This is a genomic window from Agrobacterium sp. 16-172Ci (assembly GCF_053522725.1).
Genome location: NZ_JBNWBW010000007.1, coordinates 34,013 through 55,067 on the forward strand (window position 1 = coordinate 34,013; position 21,055 = coordinate 55,067).

The 21,055-nt window shown below is 59.9% G+C and carries 23 protein-coding genes and 1 tRNA gene; 13 read left to right on the forward strand and 11 right to left on the reverse strand.

The features are described 5' to 3' along the window. Positions 1 to 18: 18 nt before the first annotated feature. On the reverse strand, positions 19 to 1,041 hold the full coding sequence (locus tag ACQZ40_RS09355) for an amino acid ABC transporter substrate-binding protein (protein ID WP_065655015.1): 1,023 nt from the start codon (positions 1,039 to 1,041) through the stop codon (positions 19 to 21). A 376-nt stretch (positions 1,042 to 1,417) separates the two neighbouring features. Here ACQZ40_RS09355 and ACQZ40_RS09360 point away from each other — a divergent pair, with 376 nt between their 5' ends. Beyond that, positions 1,418 to 2,605 (forward strand): cystathionine beta-lyase, encoded by a 1,188-nt coding sequence (locus tag ACQZ40_RS09360; protein ID WP_448747828.1) that lies wholly within the window; start codon positions 1,418 to 1,420, stop codon positions 2,603 to 2,605. Between the two features lie 2 nt (positions 2,606 to 2,607). On the opposite strand, the gene ACQZ40_RS09365 is transcribed toward ACQZ40_RS09360, so the two are convergent. Continuing rightward, on the reverse strand, positions 2,608 to 3,789 hold the full coding sequence (locus ACQZ40_RS09365; RefSeq protein ID WP_448747829.1) for an FAD-dependent monooxygenase: 1,182 nt from the start codon (positions 3,787 to 3,789) through the stop codon (positions 2,608 to 2,610). 30 nt (positions 3,790 to 3,819) lie between these two features. Continuing rightward, positions 3,820 to 4,065, reverse strand: coding sequence for a zinc-finger domain-containing protein (locus ACQZ40_RS09370; protein WP_035261222.1), 246 nt, complete (start codon positions 4,063 to 4,065; stop codon positions 3,820 to 3,822). A gap of 170 nt (positions 4,066 to 4,235) precedes the next feature. Here ACQZ40_RS09370 and ACQZ40_RS09375 point away from each other — a divergent pair, with 170 nt between their 5' ends. The 3 genes from ACQZ40_RS09375 to ACQZ40_RS09385 all read left to right on the forward strand — a co-directional run bounded on the left by ACQZ40_RS09375 (position 4,236) and on the right by ACQZ40_RS09385 (position 6,384). Continuing rightward, a complete protein-coding gene (locus ACQZ40_RS09375; RefSeq protein ID WP_448747830.1) occupies positions 4,236 to 5,012 on the forward strand; it encodes an alpha/beta fold hydrolase in 777 nt (258 codons plus the stop codon). 202 nt (positions 5,013 to 5,214) lie between these two features. Continuing rightward, complete coding sequence (cysE, locus tag ACQZ40_RS09380; protein WP_065115719.1) at positions 5,215 to 6,039, forward strand: serine O-acetyltransferase; 825 nt, start codon at positions 5,215 to 5,217, stop codon at positions 6,037 to 6,039. Positions 6,040 to 6,180: 141 nt separating this feature from the next. After that, positions 6,181 to 6,384: a DUF3126 family protein gene (locus tag ACQZ40_RS09385; RefSeq protein WP_003524869.1), complete on the forward strand. Its 204-nt coding sequence runs from the start codon at positions 6,181 to 6,183 to the stop codon at positions 6,382 to 6,384. A 55-nt stretch (positions 6,385 to 6,439) separates the two neighbouring features. Here ACQZ40_RS09385 and ACQZ40_RS09390 read toward each other — a convergent pair whose 3' ends face one another. Then, the gene (locus ACQZ40_RS09390) at positions 6,440 to 7,834 is read right to left on the reverse strand and encodes a cytochrome P450 (RefSeq protein ID WP_448747831.1); all 1,395 of its coding nucleotides are present in this window, start codon (positions 7,832 to 7,834) and stop codon (positions 6,440 to 6,442) included. 111 nt (positions 7,835 to 7,945) lie between these two features. Between ACQZ40_RS09390 and ACQZ40_RS09395 the strand changes: the two genes are divergently transcribed. After that, complete coding sequence (locus ACQZ40_RS09395; protein ID WP_080856379.1) at positions 7,946 to 8,605, forward strand: TetR/AcrR family transcriptional regulator; 660 nt, start codon at positions 7,946 to 7,948, stop codon at positions 8,603 to 8,605. A 97-nt stretch (positions 8,606 to 8,702) separates the two neighbouring features. Here the strand turns inward: ACQZ40_RS09395 and fdhA are convergent, their stop codons facing one another. Further along, positions 8,703 to 9,893, reverse strand: coding sequence for a formaldehyde dehydrogenase, glutathione-independent (fdhA, locus tag ACQZ40_RS09400; protein ID WP_448747832.1), 1,191 nt, complete (start codon positions 9,891 to 9,893; stop codon positions 8,703 to 8,705). 161 nt (positions 9,894 to 10,054) lie between these two features. Then, positions 10,055 to 10,927 carry an ATP-binding protein gene (locus ACQZ40_RS09405; protein ID WP_003524963.1) on the reverse strand — a complete coding sequence of 291 codons (873 nt, stop codon included), beginning with the start codon at positions 10,925 to 10,927 and terminating at the stop codon, positions 10,055 to 10,057. Between the two features lie 206 nt (positions 10,928 to 11,133). On the opposite strand from ACQZ40_RS09405, the gene yajC reads away from it, so the two are divergent. The 5 genes from yajC to ACQZ40_RS09430 all read left to right on the forward strand — a co-directional run bounded on the left by yajC (position 11,134) and on the right by ACQZ40_RS09430 (position 16,000). Then, positions 11,134 to 11,481 (forward strand): preprotein translocase subunit YajC, encoded by a 348-nt coding sequence (gene yajC, locus ACQZ40_RS09410; protein WP_003524964.1) that lies wholly within the window; start codon positions 11,134 to 11,136, stop codon positions 11,479 to 11,481. Positions 11,482 to 11,561: 80 nt separating this feature from the next. Beyond that, positions 11,562 to 14,135 carry a protein translocase subunit SecDF gene (secDF, locus tag ACQZ40_RS09415; protein WP_003524965.1) on the forward strand — a complete coding sequence of 858 codons (2,574 nt, stop codon included), beginning with the start codon at positions 11,562 to 11,564 and terminating at the stop codon, positions 14,133 to 14,135. Beyond that, the gene (locus tag ACQZ40_RS09420; protein WP_003524967.1) at positions 14,135 to 14,527 is read left to right on the forward strand and encodes an Mth938-like domain-containing protein; all 393 of its coding nucleotides are present in this window, start codon (positions 14,135 to 14,137) and stop codon (positions 14,525 to 14,527) included. The genes secDF and ACQZ40_RS09420 overlap by 1 nt, the downstream gene beginning before the upstream one ends. Before the next feature lie 23 nt (positions 14,528 to 14,550). Beyond that, positions 14,551 to 15,396: a phytoene/squalene synthase family protein gene (locus ACQZ40_RS09425; protein WP_065655021.1), complete on the forward strand. Its 846-nt coding sequence runs from the start codon at positions 14,551 to 14,553 to the stop codon at positions 15,394 to 15,396. Between the two features lie 145 nt (positions 15,397 to 15,541). After that, a complete protein-coding gene (locus ACQZ40_RS09430) occupies positions 15,542 to 16,000 on the forward strand; it encodes a hypothetical protein (RefSeq protein ID WP_059753108.1) in 459 nt (152 codons plus the stop codon). 20 nt (positions 16,001 to 16,020) lie between these two features. On the opposite strand, the gene ACQZ40_RS09435 is transcribed toward ACQZ40_RS09430, so the two are convergent. The 3 genes from ACQZ40_RS09435 to lipB all read right to left on the reverse strand — a co-directional run bounded on the left by ACQZ40_RS09435 (position 16,021) and on the right by lipB (position 18,910). Next, positions 16,021 to 16,956 (reverse strand): DMT family transporter, encoded by a 936-nt coding sequence (locus ACQZ40_RS09435; protein ID WP_198939155.1) that lies wholly within the window; start codon positions 16,954 to 16,956, stop codon positions 16,021 to 16,023. Positions 16,957 to 17,044: 88 nt separating this feature from the next. Continuing rightward, entirely contained in the window at positions 17,045 to 18,112 is a 1,068-nt protein-coding gene (locus ACQZ40_RS09440) for an NAD(P)-dependent alcohol dehydrogenase (RefSeq protein WP_271046068.1), read from the reverse strand. Positions 18,113 to 18,178: 66 nt separating this feature from the next. Further along, positions 18,179 to 18,910 carry a lipoyl(octanoyl) transferase LipB gene (lipB, locus tag ACQZ40_RS09445; RefSeq protein ID WP_448747833.1) on the reverse strand — a complete coding sequence of 244 codons (732 nt, stop codon included), beginning with the start codon at positions 18,908 to 18,910 and terminating at the stop codon, positions 18,179 to 18,181. A 189-nt stretch (positions 18,911 to 19,099) separates the two neighbouring features. Here lipB and ACQZ40_RS09450 point away from each other — a divergent pair. Next, positions 19,100 to 19,184: transfer RNA gene (locus ACQZ40_RS09450), tRNA-Leu, on the forward strand. Between the two features lie 199 nt (positions 19,185 to 19,383). On the opposite strand, the gene ACQZ40_RS09455 is transcribed toward ACQZ40_RS09450, so the two are convergent. Further along, positions 19,384 to 19,629 carry a hypothetical protein gene (locus tag ACQZ40_RS09455; protein WP_125145676.1) on the reverse strand — a complete coding sequence of 82 codons (246 nt, stop codon included), beginning with the start codon at positions 19,627 to 19,629 and terminating at the stop codon, positions 19,384 to 19,386. A 216-nt stretch (positions 19,630 to 19,845) separates the two neighbouring features. On the opposite strand from ACQZ40_RS09455, the gene ACQZ40_RS09460 reads away from it, so the two are divergent. After that, on the forward strand, positions 19,846 to 20,271 hold the full coding sequence (locus tag ACQZ40_RS09460) for a PAS domain-containing protein (RefSeq protein WP_003524978.1): 426 nt from the start codon (positions 19,846 to 19,848) through the stop codon (positions 20,269 to 20,271). 76 nt (positions 20,272 to 20,347) lie between these two features. Here ACQZ40_RS09460 and ACQZ40_RS09465 read toward each other — a convergent pair whose 3' ends face one another. After that, positions 20,348 to 20,515: a Thivi_2564 family membrane protein gene (locus ACQZ40_RS09465; protein WP_003502827.1), complete on the reverse strand. Its 168-nt coding sequence runs from the start codon at positions 20,513 to 20,515 to the stop codon at positions 20,348 to 20,350. 111 nt (positions 20,516 to 20,626) lie between these two features. On the opposite strand from ACQZ40_RS09465, the gene ACQZ40_RS09470 reads away from it, so the two are divergent. Then, the gene (locus tag ACQZ40_RS09470; RefSeq protein ID WP_448747834.1) at positions 20,627 to 21,052 is read left to right on the forward strand and encodes an OsmC family protein; all 426 of its coding nucleotides are present in this window, start codon (positions 20,627 to 20,629) and stop codon (positions 21,050 to 21,052) included. Positions 21,053 to 21,055 lie beyond the last annotated feature (3 nt).

Here is a 21,055-nt window from a genome sequence, read left to right on the forward strand (position 1 = left end):
AGCCGGTAATGGGGCCGATCAACGGACCGGCGGTGCGTATTGCAGGCCGCCCTTGGTCCACAGCGCGTTCTGGCCACGCTCGATCTTCAGCGGAGAGCCAGCGCCGACGTTGCGGTCGAAGACTTCGCCGTAGTTACCCACCAGCTTGATGATGTTGTAGGCCCAGTCGTTGGTCACGCCGAGATCGGTACCGATCTTGGTGCCTTCTTCCGTGCCGAGCAGGCGCTTCACATCCGGATTGGCGCTGTTCTTCTGCTCATCGACATTCTTGGAGGTGATGCCAAGCTCTTCGGCGTTGACCATCGCATAGTGAACCCAGGTCACGATGTCGAACCACTGGTCGTCACCCTGGCGAACGGCCGGGCCAAGCGGTTCCTTGGAGATGACTTCCGGCAGAACGACGTTTTCGTCCGGGTTCTTCAGCTTCAGGCGGATCGCGTAAAGGCCAGACTGGTCAGTGGTGTAGACGTCGCAACGGCCAGCATCATAAGCAGAGGTCGCGTCGGCTTCCTTTTCGAAAACCACCGGGTTGTATTGCAGATTGTTGGTCTTGAAGTAGTCGGCGAGGTTGAGCTCCGTAGTCGTGCCGGTCTGCACGCAGACGGCAGCGCCGGAAAGCTCGAGAGCGGACTTCACGTTGAGGCTCTTCTTGGCGATGAAGCCCTGGCCGTCGTAGTAGTTGACGGTACGGAAGTTGAAGCCCAGCGACGTGTCGCGGCTGATCGTCCAGGTGGTGTTACGGGTCAGAACGTCGACTTCACCGGACTGGAGAGCCGGGAATCGGTCCTTGCTCGAAAGTGCGACGAACTTGGCTTTCGAAGGATCACCGAAAACCGCAGTGGCAATACCACGGCAATAGTCCACGTCGATACCGGACCATTCGCCCTTGTCATCGGGATTGGAGAATCCCGGAATGCCGGCGCTGACGCCGCAGGTGACGAAACCCTTGCCCTTCACATCCTGAAGCGTCGCAGCCGAAGCGACCGAGGCTCCTCCCAAAACTGCTGCGCCGATGGCGGCCGACAGAATTGCCTTTTTCATTTTTCCCAACCTTTGTTTGTTATCGTCACTTGGAAGGGGACCGGCATGTTTGTCTTCCCCAGCTCCCCCTTCAGCGAGATCTTTTTCGATCCGCTTTTTCTATCACAATCGCAATTGGCAGCGGGGTCAAGACGTGCGGGCAATAATTGTGCCTATAAAACGGAATTTTCCAAATTTTGGTCGGGAAGTGTGCAAAGGGTGAAAATATAAGCATATTTTTGCGGAAATTTGCACTTGCACAGTATTTGTATACTTCTTGTATTCTGATTGGCGATGCGTCAATCCGACCTGCCCAGGCGTCCCTGCGGGACTTGACCTTGCGTTGCGCTCTTAGCATTGTCGCACGCGTCAATGTTCCTTCGAAAGCTGATCTGAAATGACCAAGACAAATGACCTGCTTTCCGCCGCAGGTGTGAATACGCGCCTGACCCATGGCGGCAACGATCCCGCGGACTGTTGCGGTTTCGTCAATCCGCCCATCGTGCGCGGTTCGACCGTGCTTTTTCCCGACGCGGAGACGCTTTCGACCGAAAACCAGAAATATACCTATGGCACGCACGGCACGCCGACGACGGACGCTTTGTGCAATCTCGTCAACGAGCTGGAAGGGTCTGCCGGAACCATTCTCGTGCCCTCGGGCCTTGCGGCCATCACCGTGCCGTTCCTTGCCTATCTCGGCGCCGGCGATCATGCGCTGATCGTCGATTCCGTCTATTTTCCGACGCGCCGTTTCTGCAACACGATGCTGAAGAAGCTCGGTGTCGAGGTGGAATATTACGACCCGGCAATCGGGGAGGGCATTGAGGCTCTCATCCGGCCAAACACCAGGCTGGTACATCTGGAAGCGCCGGGCTCCAACACCTTCGAGATCCAGGATGTCAGGCTGATCACCGATATCGCTCACCGCCATGATTGCGTGGTGACGATGGACAATACCTGGGCGACTCCGCTTTATTTCAAGCCGCTCGATTTCGGCGTCGATGTCTCCATTCACGCCGCCACCAAATATCCTTCGGGTCATTCGGATGTGCTGATGGGGTTCGTTTCGGCCAATGAAAAGCACTGGAAGGCGCTTTATCAGGCCAATACCAATCTCGGCATCTGCGTCACCTCCGACGATGCCTACCAGATCCTGCGCGGCATGCGCACCATGGGAATAAGGCTGGAGCACCACCAGAAAAGCGCGCTCGATATTGCCACATGGCTGGAGAGCCGTGACGACGTCGTCCGTGTGCTGCATCCGGCGCTGCCGAGCTTTGCCGGGCACGAACTCTGGAAACGCGATTTCAAGGGCGCAAGCGGTGTCTTCTCCTTCGTGCTGAAGGCGGAAGAAGGCAAATACAAGCAGGCGGCGGTCGCCTTCCTCAATGCGCTGACCTTCTTCGGGCTCGGCTATTCCTGGGGCGGATACGAATCGCTTGCCGTTTCGGTGTCGCTTGTCGACAGAACCATCGCCAGGGGCCCCTCGGAAGGGCCGGTTATCCGCCTGCAGATCGGGCTTGAGGATATCGCCGACCTCAAGAAGGACCTTGAGGCCGGGTTTGCGGCAGCGGCCGGGGTTTGACCTCAGCCTTTGGCGCGATAGCCGTAGAGCCAGTCGAAGTCCTTCAGGAAGGCGTCGGTGGGGCGCGTGGAAAACACGAAGTCCCGCGCAATACGCACCGGGCCTCTCGCGTGATAGGCAAAACGATTGAGAGAGGCCCGCTTGCGGGCCTTTTCTATGCGCGGCGAGCGCAGGGCCTCGAAGCTGGCAAGGGCCTGCGGCAAGGGCAGGGGCCTTTCGGCATTGCCGCCTGCCGTCGCTCTCGCAAGTTCGAAAGCATCCTCTATCGCCATGGCCGCGCCCTGTGCGGCGAAGGGCATCATGGCATGCGCCGCATCGCCGATCAGCACCGTGTCGCGGCCATTGTGCCAGCGGCCCGAGCCGGCCTGATAGAGCGGCCAGAAGGTCGGATTCTCTGACGAATCGAGCAATCGGACGATATCCGGGCTGAAGCCGCGAAACTGTTCCAGCAACATGGCTTTCTGCCGCCCGCTCGATTCCGCCCGCCAGGTTGCGCCGGGGTCGGCACCGAGCGCGATGGCGACGATGTTGAAACCGCCGACTTCCTTCAGCGGATAGGCGACGATATGGCCGCCGGAACCGAGATAGGCGGTCACTGCGCTCTTGTTGATGGCTGACGGCACGTCATTTGCGGCAACGGTGAAGCGCCAGGCAATATTGCCGGAGAAGGTGGCCGTGGGGGCGGAAGGGACCGCGAAGCGGGCCGCCGACCAGACGCCGTCCGCGCCGACGATAAGATCATGGTCACGGAAGGTGGTTGCGGCAATCACGTCCACCGTCGCGTTTTCAATGCGCTTGCCGAGATGCAGGCGGCAGAGCGGGTTTCGTGTCACCGCCTGGAGAAGCGCATTCTGCAGCGTCGAGCGGTGCAGCACGCCATAGGGTGCGCCCCAGCGTTTGCGCGCCACCGCGCCCATCGGCAGCGAGAGCAGCGTGGCAAGCGATTTTCCGGAGGCGAGTTCAACGCTGACCGGTTCGGTCCAGCGCTCTTCGATTTCCGGCAGCACGCCGAGTTCGGCGAGAATGCGGGCGGCATTGGGCGAGAGTTGCAGGCCTGCGCCCACTTCCGTCAGCTCACCGGCCTGTTCGATAATGTCACAGTCGACACCGTACCGGGCAAAAGAAAGGGCAGCGGTGAGACCGGCGATGCCGGCACCGACAATGGCTACGGATTTGATGGGCATTGGTGCGCCCCGATCAGGAAAAGTGGAAGGTCAGGCGGCCTTCACATGGAAGACGCAGCCCGGAGGATTGGTCTGCTCGGCCTTCAGCGACGGATTGTAGCGGTAAAGGGTGGAGCAGTAGGAACAGACCTTCTCGTTGTCGTCGCCCATATCGATGAAGATATGCGGATGATCGTAAGGAACGGAAGCGCCGGTGCACATGAATTCCTTGACGCCGATCTCGATCATGCGGTGTCCGCCATCGTTCTGGAAGTGGGGAATGGAATGCCCGGCCATGTTCGTCTCCAAATGCAATATCGTTATCGAGCCGCAATCCGTCTTCGCGTGCCGGCTCGTCGTTGCGGATATGTAGCCTCAAACGCATTGCATCTCCATAAAAATCGTCAGCAAAACATGTTCAACATTGCTAATTCCTGCCATATGGTCCGGCAAAAAGGATGTCCTTGATGAATCTCAACACGCCGCAGTTTTCCGATTTTTCCCATGACGGCCTTCGCCTTGCCTATTTCGACGAGGGCGATCCGGCGGGCGAACCGGTTCTGCTGATCCACGGCTTCGCCTCCAGCGCCAATGTCAACTGGGTGCATCCCGGCTGGCTGAAAACATTGGGGGATGCGGGCTACCGGGTGATAGCCATCGACAATCGCGGCCACGGCGCAAGCGACAAGCCGCACGATTCCGAAGCCTATTATCCTCCGGTCATGGCCGAGGATGCGGTGGCGCTGCTCAACCATCTCGGCATCGCCGAAGCGCATGTGATGGGCTATTCCATGGGCGCGCGCATTTCCGCCTTTCTGGCCATGGCGCATCCGGAGCGCGTGCGTTCGCTGGTCTTCGGCGGGCTCGGCATCGGCATGGTCGAAGGTGTCGGCGACTGGGACCCGATTGCCGAGGCGCTTCTCGCACCTTCGCTCGATGTCGTCACCCACGAGCGCGGCCGCATGTTCCGCGCCTTTGCTGACCAGACGAAAAGCGACCGGCTGGCGCTGGCCGCCTGTATCGAGACGTCGCGGGTTCTCGTCACCCGCGAACAGGCTGGGAAAATCGATGCGCCAACGCTGATAGCGGTTGGAACGAAGGACGATATCGCCGGTTCCGCTGCGGAGCTTGCCGCGGTCATGCCGCATGCGCGGGCGATCGATATCCCCGGCCGCGACCACATGCTGGCCGTCGGCGACCGGGTGTTCAAGGCGGCGGTGCTGGAATTTTACCGCTCGCTTTGATCAGGAGCATTTTCAGGAAAAGTGGAGCCCGGTTTTCCGTCCGGAAATGTGGCAACGCTGACGGCACGGCAAGAAACGGTTTTTCATGCTGCATGAAGAAAAACTGAAGCCTTGTCGCCTTTAAAGTCGTCATTCGAATCCCATTTCTAATGCACGTCTTTTTCTGTATAAAGAACGACCACTGCAAACGAGGAGACCATTCATGGTCGCACGTACCGAGGCCCGTCAGCCCGAACAGCTGGCGATCGTCGATCCCATCTGGGGCAGCCTGCTCAATGAAGCCCGCAGCGCCGCGGCACAGGACCCGCTGCTTTCGGCCTTCCTTTATTCGACGATCCTCAATCACCGGTCTCTCGAAGAATGTGTGATCTACCGCATCTGCGAACTCCTCGATCATCCCGACATGCAGGCCGTGCTTCTGCGCCAGACCTTCCAGGACATGCTGGATGACTGGCCGGAATGGGGAAGCGTGCTGCGCGTCGACATTCAGGCCGTTTACGACCGCGATCCGGCCTGCACGCGCTTCATGGAGCCGCTCCTCTATTTTAAGGGGTTTCAGGCCATCCAGACCCACAGGCTCGCCCACTGGCTGCTGCAGAAGGGCCGCAAGGACTTCGCGTTTTACCTGCAAAGCCGCTCCTCGAGCATTTTCCAGACGGATATCAATCCGGCCGCGCGCATCGGCAAGGGCATCTTCCTCGATCATGCCACCGGGCTGGTGGTCGGTGAGACCGCCGTGATCGGCGACAACGTTTCCATCCTTCACGGCGTCACGCTCGGCGGTACCGGCAAGGAAGGGGCGGACCGCCATCCGAAGATCGCCAATGGCGTGATGATCGGGGCCGGGGCGAAAATCCTCGGCAATATCGAGATCGGCAGCTGCTCGCGCATCGCCGCCGGTTCGGTGGTGCTGAAGCCGGTTCCGCCCAAGACGACCGTTGCCGGCGTGCCGGCGCGTGTGGTGGGAGAAGCAGGGTGTTCCGAACCCTCGCGCCTGATGGACCAGCTTATCGGGGCCGATATCTGACCGGCCCTGTCGCGCCCCGATGGGGCCGGCATTTTCACGGTCGTCCGTGTGGAAGACACGGATGACTTGCCGCTTTCACTTTACTTTGGCCTTTGTCCCATGCCAAAAGCGGGCCAACGCGAACCGCACAGGAGAATAGTGGTGAAAGCCGACGAAATCAAAAAACTCGACGCCTATTTCAAGCGCACCTTCAACCCGACGATGGTGGTCAAGGCGCGTCCGCGCAAGGACGATTCCGCCGAAGTGTATCTTGGCGAAGAGTTTCTCGGCGTCGTTTATATCGATGACGAAGACGGCGACCGCTCCTACAACTTCTCCATGGCGATCCTCGACGTCGATCTGTGATCGTCACCATCCGGTGACGGATGGAGTTTCGTACTGAACCAGTCGCCCGTGGCGGTTACGCCGCGGGCGATTTGTTTTTTCGGCTGCTGACCTGCATCATCAGACGGTTTTCCGGCCGCAAGGTGACCCGCATCAGCGGCTCGGTATTTGCCGGGCTTTTGTTCCTGAGGTGGTCGTTCTGCAAAAGCACGGCGAGGATTGCGACAGCCTCCATCATGGCAAAGGCATTGCCGATGCAGACGCGCGGGCCAGCGCCGAAGGGCATATAGGCATAGCGGTGGCGCGCCTTGACCTTTTCGGGCTCGAAGCGCGACGGGTCGAAGCGGTCGGGTTCTTCCCACAGCGTCGTGTGCCGGTGGACGGCGTAGATCGGCACATAAAGAACGGTGCCGGCCGGGATATCGTGTTCGCCGAGCCTGAAGTCCTGCAATGCCGTGCGTGTCACCACAGGGGCGGGCGGGTAAAGCCGCATCGCTTCCGAAAATACCTGCCTGGTATAGGTCAGGCGGGCGATATGGTCGGCCGCCACCGGTTCACCGGCGGTAACGGTTTCAATCTCGTCGATGACCTTGCGCTCCACGTCGCTGTTTTGCGAGAGCAGATGGAAGGTCCAGGCAAGGCCGAGAGCCGTGGTTTCATGACCGGCGGTGATGAAGGTAAGGAGATTATCGATGATTTCCGTGTCGCTCATCATGCGCCCGGTTTCCGGATCTTTCGCTTCTAGCAGCATGGAAACCAGATCGTTCCTCTCAATCGGATTTTGTCGCCTTTCGGAAATGACGGTTGCAAGGCTGGAGCGAAGATAATCCACCGCCGCGCGCGCCTTGCGCCGGCCCGGATGCGGAAGCCACTCCGGTGCGCCCAGCATGGCGAGTGCGAAGGTCCAGCCCGTGGGTTTCAGATAATCGGTGATGCTTTGCTCGACGCGGGCTATATCGATGCCGTGGCCGCCGGACATCATGGTTTCGACGATGATATCAAAGGTCGTCCGCATCATCTCATGGCCGATATCGATGTCGCCGGCAGGCGATGAGCGCCAGCGCTGTTGCGTGCGGCGCGCGGCTTCGATCATGACCGGCAGCAATTCCAGCAGCGTCTCGTGCCGGAATGCTGCGGCGACGGATTGCCTTTGCCACTTCCAGTGATCGCCATCGGCCGTCAGAAGTCCCTGGCCGAGCGCGGGGCCGAGGGCGCGGCGCACATCTTCGCCCTTGCCGAGCAGATGGGCGTTCTTGACAAGCGCCTCATGGATAAGCGCGGGATCGGCAAGATGAACCCGCATGACGCCGCCGAGACGGGTAAAGACCGCCGGCTCGCTGAAAATTTCCGGCGGCAGAGCCTTCAACGGATTGCGGATGAGCGACAGCGCGACGCGGGCGGTTGCGAATTTGGAGACGGGAGCGATTCCGGGCGTATCCGGGGAGGCGGTGCGAAGGTCGGTTCCGGTCATTTTACAGGTCCTTTGTCCGCGTTGAACACTTACATTTCCTGTTAAGGTGTATACCTTATTGTGGGTATTTAAGGTGCATACCTTAGATTTCAATGGTCGGGTTCGAAATCAATGAAGAAAAGCAGTACCGCGCGGACGGCAGCACGTCCCACACGCCAGAGAATTCTCGACGCCGCTCTTACTCTGTTTAACGAGCGCGGGCCTGACCATGTGACGACCGCCGAAATCGCAAGGGCGGTGGAGATCAATGAGGGCAATCTCTATTATCACTTCCGCACCAAGGAAGCACTGGTTCTAGCGCTGTTTGCCCGGTTCGAAGCCGATGCGCTGGCAATTGTCGGAAAGATTGACGGGGCCGATGAGGGAGCGGCGGCAACCTATGCCGGTTTTCTGCGGCTATGGTTTTCGCTGGTGTGGGACTACCGGTTCCTGTTTCGCGATCTGGTCGGTCTTGTCTCTTCCGCCCCGGCGCTGGTGGAGCCCGTGCGAACCATAAGCGCCGCGATGCGCCTTGCCGTCGGCGATATCGTCGCGCGCATGGAGAAAGCGGGCCTCGCTGCGATACCGGAGGAAGAACGGCCTGCCGTTTTGACGAACCTATGGATCGTCTCCACCTATTGGGCGTCCTATCTCAACCTTCAGGAAGGCATCACCGAGTTCGGTCCGCCGCAGCTGGACTGGGGATTGAAGCAGGTCTCAAGCCTGTTCAGGCCCTATCTCTCCCCGGAAGCGAAAGCCGAGCTGGAGGCGCTGCTGGTAGGGGAGCCGTAAGTTTCACCGGGTAGTGACAGGGCCGGAAAACAGGGACGCCCGCGACGATATCCGTCGCGGGCGCCTTTACAATTATCAGCCATATGCCGCTGAAGTATCAGGCAGCCTTCAAGAGATCGCCATGCGGATCGAGGACGAACTTGGTGGCCGCGCCCTGATCGAAGCTTTCATAGCCCTGCACTGCATCGTCGAGCGCGATGATCTTGGCGTTGACGATATCGGCAATCGGCAGGCGGTCGTGCAGGATCGCCTGCATGAGCTGGCGGTTATATTTCAGCACCGGCGTCTGTCCGGTGTGGAAGGATTGCGCTTTTGCCCAGCCGAGGCCGAAGCGCAGCGACAGGCTGCCCTGTTTCGCCGCCGCATCCACCGCGCCGGGGTCTTCGGTGACGTAGAGGCCCGGAATGCCGATGGAGCCGGCGGCGCGGGTGATTTCCATCATCTGGTTGAGAACGATGGCCGGCTGTTCGCCGCCCGCATGGCCGCGCGCTTCGAAGCCGACGGCGTCGATGGCGCTGTCGACTTCGTTGGTGCCGACGATCTGCGCAATCATGTCGCCCAGCCGGTCGCCCTTGGAAAGATCGACGGGTTCAAAACCGACTTTTGCCGCGTGCGCAAGGCGATCCTTGTTGAAATCGCCGATCATGACGACCGCAGCACCGAGAATGCGGGCGGATGCGGCGGCGGCAAGGCCTACCGGGCCGGCGCCCGCAACATAGACCGTGGAGCCGACGCCGACGCCCGCCTTGACCGCGCCGTGGAAGCCGGTCGGCAGAATGTCGGAGAGCATGGTGAGGTCGCGGATCTTCGACATCGCCTTGTCGCGGTCCGGGAACTTCAGCAGGTTGAAATCGGCATAGGGAATGGTGACATAACGGGCCTGTCCACCGATCCAGCCGCCCATATCGACATAACCGTAAGCGCCGCCGGCGCGGGACGGGTTCACCGTCAGGCAGACGCCGGTATCCTGCGACTTGCAGCAGCGGCAGCGGCCGCAGGCGACGTTGAAGGGCACCGAGACGATATCGCCGATTTCCAGCATCTCGACATCGACGCCTTTTTCGATGACTTCGCCGGTGATCTCATGGCCGAGGACGAGGCCCGGCATCGCCGTTGTGCGGCCGCGCACCATATGCTGGTCGGAGCCGCAGATATTGGTGGAAATCACCTTGAGAATGACGCCGTGCTCGATGCGGCGGCCATCCGGCGCCTCAAGCTTCGGGTCATCGATATCGCGAACCTCGACCTGACCCGGCCGCATGTAGACGACGCCTCTGTTCCTGCTCATATCCATCTCCTCCATGGTTTGAACACCGTACCTGTCCGCTCCTCCGGAAACAGGTGACTTCATGGGTGCAGCAAACCATGTGAGGGGAGATGTGGCGTTCGGGAATACGACACGCGGTGTGGTCGTAACGACACCGCGTTTCGCCCGATGTCACGGTGGCGTTATCTGTCGAGCGGTTTTCTGAGACGGCCGGCGGCGTCCTGAATATATTGCCAGGCGACACGGCCCGAGCGGCCGCCGCGCGTGGTCGCCCATTCCAGCGCCTCGTGATGCAGCGTTTCGCGGTCAAGACCCAGATCGAAATGCGCCGCATAGCTGTCGATCATCGTCAGATAATCTTCCTGGCCGCATTTGTGGAAACCGAGCCACAGGCCGAAACGGTCCGAGAGCGAAACCTTCTCCTCCACCGCTTCCGAAGGGTTGATGGCGGTGGACTGCTCGTTTTCCATCATGTGGCGCGGCAGAAGATGGCGGCGGTTGGACGTCGCATAAAACAGCACATTGTCCGGCCGGCCTTCGATGCCGCCGTCGAGCGCCGCCTTCAGCGATTTATAGGCCGTATCGTCATGGTCGAAGGAGAGGTCGTCGCAGAAGACGATGACGCGATGGCCGGAGGCTTTCAATATATCGAGCAAAGCGGGCAGGGTGTGGATGTCCTCGCGGTGCACTTCCACGAGTTTCAGCGAAACGCCGCTTGCCGCGCGCACATCTTCGTGAACGGCCTTGACCAGCGAGGATTTGCCCATGCCGCGCGCACCCCACAACAGCACGTTGTTGGCGGCAAAACCTTCCGCGAAACGCAGCGTGTTTTCGTGAAGAATGTCGCGGACGTGGTCGACGCCACGGATGAGCTTCAGGGCGATGCGGTTGGGGCGGGGAACCGGCTGGATAAAGGAGTTGACTGGCGCCCAGACGAAACAATCGGCCGCATTCCAGTCGTTTACGGCGGGCGCCGGTCCGGCCAGACGTTCCACGGCGATGGTGAGCCGGCGCAGCTCTGAAAGAAGCAGGGAGGCCGTTTCTTCTCGAATCATGGTGTTTCTTCCGCTTGTCTGGTGTTCAAAACTCTGTTTTGCGCTCGGCCTAGCATGGCGTTTCAGGCCCATAAAGGTTAAGAGGTCCGGAATCGGTACGGCGTGGGCCCTGCATCTGTTGCAATCCCGGCGTTCCCCACTATATTCCGGCGGCTTGAAAGCTGGGGCGGCATCCAAGGTCGTGCCGTAATTCTGAGGAGTTTTATATGTTCATTAGTCAAGCTTTTGCCCAGGACGCAGCGGGCGGCGCATCGGCCTTCGGTTCCGGCCTTGAAATGCTTTTCCTGTTTGCGCCGCTTATGGTGGTCTGGTACTTTTTCCTTATCCGCCCGCAGCGCGCGCAGATGAAGAAGCGCCAGGAAACGCTGACCAATATTCGCCGTGGCGATCAGGTCGTTCTCGGCGGCGGCATCGTCGGCAAGGTGACCAAGGTCATCGATGACAATGAACTCGAAGTCGAAATCGCCGAAGGCGTGAAAATCCGTGCCGCCCGCGCCTACATTGCCGAAGTGCGTGTGAAGGGCGAAGTGGTCAAGACGGAAGCCGCTTCCTGATCCTGCCGGATTATCGAATGCCCGATTGCGAATTTTGACGGGTTGCGCAAAGCGCTACCCCAACCCTGACCGAGATCGAAATGCTTCATTTTTCCCGTTGGAAAACAGTCTTCATCTGGCTGCTTGTGCTGGCAAGCGTCTTCATCGCCTCTCCCAACCTGTTTACGGACAAACAGCTGGAGGGCATGCCTGCCTGGTACAAGGACAACAAGGTAACGCTCGGTCTCGACCTTCAGGGCGGTTCGCACATCATGCTCAAGATCGAGCGTTCCGACATCGTCAAGGAACGGCTCGAAACGATCGTGGGCGATGTGCGCACGCAGCTTCGCGACGCCAACATCCGCTATTCGGGGCTTACCGGCAACGGCCAGCAGATTCAGGTCCGCATCAGCGATCCCGCGCAGGTGGAAGCCGCCAAGAACGCGCTTCGCGACCTGACGCAGCCGGTGTCCGCCGGCACGCTGGTCGGCGGCTCCATCACCGAAGTGACGATGAATGACGGCGGCGATAATCTGCTCAGGCTCAACCTGACGGATGAAGGCATCGATTACCGCCTGTCATCCGCCGTTTCGCAGTCCATCGAAGTCGTGCGCCGTCGCGTTGACGAAGTCGGCACCACCGAGCCGCTCATCCAGCGTCAGGGTTCGGACCGCATCATCGTGCAGGTGCCCGGCCTTCAGGATCCGCAGCGCCTGAAGTCGCTTCTGAACCAGACGGCAAAGCTCTCCTTCCGCATGGTCGATACGACGATGCCGGTACAGGAAGCCATGAACGGCCGTCCGCCCGCGACCTCCGAGGTTCTCTATTCGCAGGACGATCCGCCGGTTCCCTATCTGGTGGAACGCCGCGCGCTCGTTTCCGGCGATAATCTCGTCGACGCGCAGGCAAGCTTCAACCAGCAGACCAACGAACCCGTCGTCACCTTCCGCTTCGACAGCCGCGGCGCGCAGCGCTTCGCGCAGGCGACGCAGCAGAATGTCGGCAAGCCTTTCGCCATCGTGCTCGACAATCAGGTCATCTCCGCACCTGTCATCCGTGAGCCGATCATCGGCGGTTCGGGGCAGATTTCCGGTAATTTCTCGGTGCAGGGCGCCAACGACCTCGCGGTTCTGCTGCGCGCCGGTGCGCTGCCGGCCACGCTGACCGTGGTTGAAGAACGCACGGTCGGCCCGAGCCTCGGTAACGACTCCATCACCGCCGGTCTGACGGCCAGCGCCATTGGCGCGGTCGGCGTCCTCATCTTCATGTTCGTCTTTTATGGCTTCTTCGGCCTGCTGGCGAATATCGCCCTCATCGTCAACGTCATCATGCTGCTCGCTGTGTTGAGTGTGATCGGATCGACGCTGACCTTGCCGGGTATTGCCGGTATCGTCCTGACCATCGGCATGGCCGTGGATTCGAACGTTCTGATCTATGAGCGAATACGCGAGGAGGTGAAGAGCGGCAAACCGCTGATCCAGTCACTGGATAACGGCTTTACCCGCGCCTTCGCCACTATCATCGACGCCAACCTGACGACGCTGATCGTCGCAAGCGTGCTGTTCTACATGGGTACCGGCCCGGTCAAAGGCTTCGCGGTTACGCTGGCCGTCGGTATCATCACGACCGTCTTCACGGCCTATACGCTAACAGCGTGGATGTTCGGCTACTGGGTTCGCCGCAGCCGTCCGAAACACCTGCCGAAGGGTGTCCGCACCGCCATGTTCGACGGTCGCGACATTCCCTTCATGCGTTATCGCCGCGTGGTGTTCATGATCACCGGCGCCATCATGCTCGCCTGCGTCGGCGGTTTCGTGGCCAAGGGTCTGAACCTCGGCATCGATTTCCAGGGCGGTTCGGTCATCGAAGTGCGCGCCAAGCAGGGTGAAGCCGATCTGGCCGATATTCGCGATCGTCTGAACCAGCTCAACCTCGGTGAAATCCAGGCGCAGAATTTCGGTACGCCGCAGGATGTTCTCATCCGCATTCAGGCGCAGGACGGCGGCGAAAATGCTGAGCAGTCCGCCATCACCATGGTACGCGGCGAGCTTGAGGACAAATACGACTTCCGCCGCGTGGAAGTGGTGGGTCCTGCCGTTTCCGGCGACCTGACCGTTACCTCCACCATCGGCGTTATGCTCGCCATGGCGGCGATCATGGTCTACATCTGGGTTCGCTTCGAGTGGCAGTTTGCACTCGGCGCGGTCATCTCCATGGTGCATGACGTTGTCTTCACGATCGGACTGTTCGTCTTCCTGGGGATAGAGTTCAATCTGACCAGTATCGCGGCGATCCTGACGATCATCGGTTATTCACTGAACGACACCGTCGTCATCTACGACCGTGTCCGTGAAAACCTCAGGCGATACAAGAAGATGCCGCTTTCCATGATCATCGACGTGTCGCTGAACCAGACTCTGTCGCGTACGATCCTTACCGGTCTGACCGTACTTCTGGCACTGCTGGCACTGTATCTCTTCGGCGGCGAGGTCATCCGTTCCTTCACCTTCGCCATGCTGTTCGGTGTCGGTATCGGCGTGTTCTCCTCGGTCTACATCGCCGCTCCGGTGCTGATCGCCTTCAAGCTGCGTCCTGATAGCAAGGATGCGGAAGACGAGAAGGACGACAAGAAAGAAAACAACACCGGCGCCATTGGCGGCAAGCCTGCCGTCTGATGGCCGGCGGGATTGAAATACGCCCGGCCCATTTTCCCGGCCGGGCGCCCATCGATGCCTATGGCAATGGCGGGTTCCGTTTTGCCGACATGTCGCATCGCGGTTCGCTTCTGCTCCTGCCTTCGGGCATCTATGGGTGGGAGCCTGTCGATGCGAAAGAACTGACGGTCGGACATTTCGAAAAGGTTCTGGCGGAAGCGCAGGATATCGAAGTGCTGCTGATCGGCACGGGCGACGGCATGCGGGTTCTGCCGAAGGAATTGCGCGCCGCCTTCAAGGAAGCGGGCATTTCCGTCGACCCGATGAGCACGGGTGCTGCCGTGCGCACCTATAACATCATGCTGTCGGAATCGCGTGCCGTGGCCGCGGCGCTGATTGCCGTCGAAGGCTGACAGGACGTTTCGCGCGGGGAACCATGGCACCCACAGAAAATCTCGACGTCTGCCTCGCGACGCTGCGCGATACCGATCGCGACCGCTATCTCGCCTGTCTTCTGTCGCCTGCCGACAGGCGTAATGCGCTTGCGGCGCTATACGCCTTCAATGCCGAAATTGCCCGCATCCGCGATTCCGTGCGCGAAGCGCTGCCCGGCGAGGTGCGCATGCAATGGTGGCGCGATCTTCTCGACGGCAATCCACATGGCGACAGCCAGTCCCACCCGGTGGCTGCAGCGCTTTTGACGACCATCGAGCACTATCGCCTGCCGCGCCCGGTTCTCGCCAATATGATCGAGGCGCGCATCTTCGATCTCTATGACGACCTGTTCGAGGATCGCAATGCGCTGGAAGGCTATGCCGGAGAGACCGCATCCGCATTGATCCAGCTTGCAAGCCTCGTGCTTTCCGCTGAAGACGCCGCATCCAGCGCGGAGGCGGCAGGGCACGCGGGCGTGGCGCAGGCCATGGCGGGCATGCTGCTGCTCATGCCGCTGCACCGGCGTCGCGGGCAGGTCTATATTCCCGCCGATATGCTGGCTGCGGCCGGGCTCGACCGCGAAACATTTCTTGAAGGGCAGGACAGGCAGCGCATCGGCATCGCCATCGAAATTTTCGCGGCCCATGCGCTGGATCATATCGAGAAGGCGAGACGCTTGAAGATTTCGAAAAATGTCTTTGCCGCCTATCTTCCCGTCGCCCTGTCCGCGCCGGTCATCGCTGCCGCGAGAAAGGCTGGGAGCGGCGTATTCGACGGAGACCTGCAACTGTCGCAGCTTCGCCGGCAATGGCTGCTGGCAAAGGCTTCCTTCCTCAAGCGTTTCTGACGGTGCGGACCGTGCCAGGCTGCGAAACGACGTCGATCCCGCAAAGCCACACTTCACACAAGCCTCGGCCTATATGAACCTGAACCGAGTTCGCATCGTTTCGATTCGCGAATCTTGATGTTTCGATGCTGAGGGAGCGTCCCGGATGAGTATTGCGATCTGGATTATCGTTTTCGTGCTGCTTTCGGTCTTCGCTGTTTATGCCTGGCGCATGTCGCGGGCGACGGATGAGGATAACAGTCATGATGTGGGGCAGGCGATCATGGATTTCGCCCGCGCCTTTCCCAATGAGGCGATCAGAAGTCTGCATATGACGGCGGATGGCGGCGCAGCCTTCGTGCGGCTGCACGACAACAAAGCCGGCTTCATGCGCAATATGGGATCGCATTATGTGTGCGTGATGATCGATCCCGAGCGGATCCGGGTCGAAAGTCTTGAAAGCGGCGACGGTTTCGTCGTCACCTTTTTCGACATGCCGAAATATAGCGGCTCATACCGGTTCAAATCGGCCGGAGAGGCGGCCGAGGTTTCCCTCTGGCTGCTCGGCAGTCTCGTGGAGGCGCAGGACCATCACGACGAAGGCCCGCTGCCCTCGAACGGTTGAGGCACGTCAGGTGTCGGCTGTCACTGCCCGTCAAGCGGCGGGGTCGCACCGGCCTGCTGGCGCTCGCGCCAGATGATGAACAGGCCGGATGCGACGATGATGAGGATGCCGAGCCATTTCGACGGCGTCGGGAAATCCGAAAACAGCGCATAACCGAGGATCGTCGCCGAGATGATCTCGAAATACTGGAACGGCGCCAGCAGAGAGAGCGGCGCCAGCCGGAAGGCCCTGACAATCAGCAGGTGCATGTAGCCGGATATCGATCCCAACAATACGAGCAGGGCAAGTGCGAAGCCGGATTGCGGCAGCGAGACGGCAAAATCCTTGTCGCCCAGCGCATCGCCGGCGAAAAGTGCCGCCCCCATGAACACGGTTCCCGCAATGCCGGACATTGTCTGCATGACCAGCGGGCTGTCGGCATCGCCGATGGCGCGGTTCAGGAAAAGGTAGAGCGTATAAAGAAAGGCGCAGGCGACCGGCAGGAGCGATGTCCAGCCGAAGATTTCGAAACTCGGCTGTATGACGATCAGCGCGCCGCCGAAGCCGACCGCAATCGCCGTCCAGCGCTTCCAGCCCACCTTGTCACCGAGGAAGAGGGCCGACATCATCGTCAGCATGAAAGGCTCGACGAAATAGATCGCGAAGACATCGGCGAGCGGCATGTATTTGACGGCGGCGAAAAACATCAGGCTGGCCGAGGCGTGCAGCACGCCGCGCAGGCAGTTCATCCACGGCCGCCTGGCGCTGAACAGCGCTCTGGGCGACACCACGATCAGCAGCGGTAGGGTGCAGAGCACCTGGAAAAAGAAGCGGTAGAAGGTCACCTGCGCCGGCGACATGCCGCCGCTCACCGCCATGTATTTGGCAATCGCATCCATGACCGGCAGCACCAGCATGCAACCCGCCATGATGGTCATGCCCTTGGCGATATCGTTGAAACCGGTCTGGCTGGTCATGGATCGGGGAGTCATGGGTCAGGCTGCGCTTTCGACCGAAAGGTCCAACGGGAGAGGGGACGCCCGCAAGGTCGCCCCCCTTCCGGGGTCAGGCAGCCTTCTGGCGCGGCAGGCTCTTCATATCAATGACGAAACGATAACGCACATCGCTTTTTATCATGCGTTCATAAGCGTCGTTGATCTGATCGATATCGATCATCTCGATTTCGGCAGCGATGCCTTTTTCGGCGCAGAAATCCAGCATTTCCTGCGTCTCGGGAATGCCGCCGATCATCGAGCCGGCAAAGGTCTTGCGACCGGGAATGAGGCTGAAGGCCATAACCGAGAGCGGCTTTTCAGGCGCGCCCACCTGCACCAGCGCGCCGTCACGTTTCAGCAGCGCCAGATAGGCGTTGATGTCATGGTCGGCGGCCACGGCGTCGATGATGAGATCGAGGCTCGAAGCGGCTTTTTTCATCTGCTCGGCATCGCGCGAGACGATCACCTCGTGTGCGCCGAGCTTTTTCGCATCCTCCGCCTTGCCGGGCGAGGTGGTGATCATCACCACGGTTGCGCCCATGGCATTGGCGAGCTTGACCGCCATATGGCCAAGACCGCCAAGACCGACAACGCCGACACGCTTGCCGGGTCCGGCGTTCCAGTGGCGCAGCGGCGAGTAGGTGGTGATACCCGCGCAGAGCAGGGGTGCTGCTGCCGCCGGATCGAGGCCTTCGGGAATATTGAGGACGTAACGGTCATCGACGACGACGTGGGCGGAATAACCGCCGAGCGTATGCGCGCCGCCGCCCATCGCTTTGTCGGGCGAATTATAGGTGCCGGTCATGCCGTTTTCGCAATATTGCTCCAGCCCCTCGGCGCAGCTTGCGCATTCCCGGCAGCTATCGACGATACAGCCGACGCCGACGCGGTCGCCCGCCTTGAACCGGGTGACCTGCGCGCCGACACGGCCGACGCGGCCGATGATTTCGTGGCCTGGAACGCAGGGATAGAGGGAGCCCGGCCATTCGCTGCGGGCAGTGTGGATATCGGAGTGGCAGACGCCACAGAATTCGATCTCGATTTCGACATCGCGCGGGCCGGGATCGCGACGCGTGATGGTCGCGAGCTTCATCGGCGAAGAACCGTCATCGCAGGCATAGGCGGACGTTGTGAACATGATCGTTCCTCCTCTTGTGGTGATCGATGCTGGAAACACCGGCCTGCGGCAAAGGTTGCGGTGGGATCAGCCGCTTGCGCCGGTTTCGGGCACTGCCTCGCCAAACACCTCCTCAAAGGCCTCGCGCAGCAGAACGTCGACGTCGCCGATCATAACCGGCAATCCAAGATCGACAAGGCTGGTGACGCCATAGGCGCTGATGCCGCAGGGAACGATGCCGGAAAAATGCGAGAGGTCCGGATCGACGTTGATCGAGAGCCCGTGGAAGCTCACCCATTTGCGCAGCCTGATCCCAAGTGCCGCGATCTTGTCCTCGGCAATGCCGCCATCGGGAAGCAGCGGTTTTTCCGGCCGCCGGACCCAGACGCCGACGCGGTCCTCGCGCCGCTCGCCACGCACATTCATCTTGTCGAGCGTGCGGATGATGACATCCTCCAGCGCCGCCACATAGGCGCGGACATCCTGCCGCCGCCGCTTCAGGTCGAGCATGACATAGACTACCCGCTGTCCCGGCCCGTGATAGGTATATTCGCCCCCACGACCCGTGGCGAAGACGGGAAAACGCTCCGGTTCTATGAGGTCGGCGGCATCGGCGCTGGTGCCGGCGGTATAGAGCGGCGGATGTTCCAGAAGCCAGACGAGTTCGTCGGCCTCGCCGCTGGCAATGGCGGCGACTTCACGCTCCATTTCCTCAATCGCCTGCTCATAAGGGACGAGGCCTTCCGAGATTCGCCAGCGAACGGGCGGCGAACCGGCGGCGGGGAGCATGTTTGTCTCGATATCGGTGCGTGTGAGCATGAAAAAGTCCTTTCCACAGCCTTCTCGCAAAATGGCGACAGGGCCGCAACCCCAGCATTTCCGGGCTTCCTGCATATAGGATGGTGCGGTGCGATTTTTAATTTCAAAAAACTGTCACGACGCTCTTGTGCACCGAAAATCCTTTTGCTACATGCACCCCCGTCGGCGCAAGTCGACGCCTACCACGATGCGGTCGTGGCGGAATTGGTAGACGCGCAGCGTTGAGGTCGCTGTGGGGCAACCCGTGGAAGTTCGAGTCTTCTCGACCGCACCAAAGAAACCCGCTTCGGCGGGTTTTTTCTTTTTTAGCCAGTCGTTTAGCTTGCCTTCTGTTTCCTGTCCCAGGTTCGTTGGACCGTATTGGATGTGTCCCAAACCACACCAATCTGCTTTATCCCGCGGCCAGAGCGCCACGAATTAACGGCGGCAAATTATCGACCTGCCGCCGTTCGAATTGAATGCACGAGGTGGGATCAGCGTCGGTTGCGCTGGCCGTCACCGACACGGTAGGGGTCACCATCCATGACCTGATCCATGCGCCACTCGTTTCCACGATATGGACTATGCCACGTCTGGCACCCGGCCAGAAAGACGGTTGCGGTCAGCAATCCGAACGTGAGGGCGGCTCGCACCATATTGAACTCCTTCGACATGTCATCACAAGCCATGTAGGCGCAGGCAGGTGGTTTTGCGATGCCTCTTCGAAATTTATCGTCCATTTCGGAAACCTGGAGCACGTCCGGTCAAAACGGAATCGTGGGGCGTGCTCTATCGCTTTGTTTTTTCGCATTCCGGGACGTAAAACCGCTACGCACTTTTACTGGAAATGCTCCAGCTGGATTCGGTCATCGTCAAATTTCAGTGGATATCGATGCACGCTGTAGTAGTCGTGCGTTTCCCCCTACAAAAAGGAGGGGTGGAATATTAGAGGTCCGATGTTAGCTTTTGTCAGGAAAATATGTCTGGGGGTTTTCGTGCAGGGGGACAAAACGGATTCAGACAATGCGCTTGGCTATTACATGTGGAGTATTTCCGATAACAGGCTGATCATGGATGCGGTCACTGCGGAATGCCATGGGTTTTCGGAGCCGGTTGCGTCGCGTGGGGTGACGATCGAGGAGATTCTCGAAAGAATCGATGTCGAGATGCGCGATCAGGTGGCGCAAGCCATTTTTGAGAGCATCACTACCGGGGTGTTTTTCGACCAGCGCTACAAGGTCAATCTGCCGGATGGGTCGGATCGGTGGATCGTGGCGAAGGGCAGGGCGATTTTCGATGCCGACAATACACCGTTTCTGGGTATTGGCAGCGTTCGGGATATTACCCTGAAAAAAACCTATCAGTTCGAGCCTCGGCAATAGCGACCGGATGGGTGAAAACCGCGCATAAAAAGAGGCGGCTTTCGCCGCCTTTTTTCGTCTGCACCGTGCGGGGACATCAGAAGACGGCGAGATATTTCAGCAGCGAAATAATGCCGATGATGATGACGATCACCTGTGCGATCTGTTTCGCACCGCCGCCGACCGGCAGTCGCGCGATAAGCCACAAGACGAGCACAATCACCAGGAAGGTGATCAGAATGCTGACGAGCGTAGATGTAACCATATGTCCCAGCTCCCTTTTCAATCAATACTCAACGGTCGTTCACCGTTGCGTGAGTAAAAGCGCGAGGCTAATTTTGGTTCCATCGGGCGAAATCGCAGTGTGAGGTCGGGTATGAATCAGTTCAGGGTTAAAAAGCGGCCGACGGGCGCTGTCGTCACTCTTGGCCGTCTCGGGCATCCCGATGTCGTCACGGCCACCGGAGGCGCCCTGACGGTGGTGACGGCGGCCTCGGAGCCGGGTTTCAATCCGCTCGATCTCCTTTATTCGTCGCTGTCGGCCTGTCTGGCGCTCAGCGCCCGGATTGCGGCGAGCCGCGTGGGCGTGCTCGACCGGTTCGAAAAGGTCATGGTGCATGTATCCGGCGAAAAGGCTGAGGAGGAGCCGTCGCGGATCGTGCGTTTCGATGTCCGGATAGAGATAAAGGGGGATTTCGATGAGGCCACGCGCAGCGCCATCGCCCATATGGCCGAGGATATCTGCACCGTCAGCAACACGCTGAAGGGCGATGCGGAATTTTCACTGTCGATTACCGGCTGACCA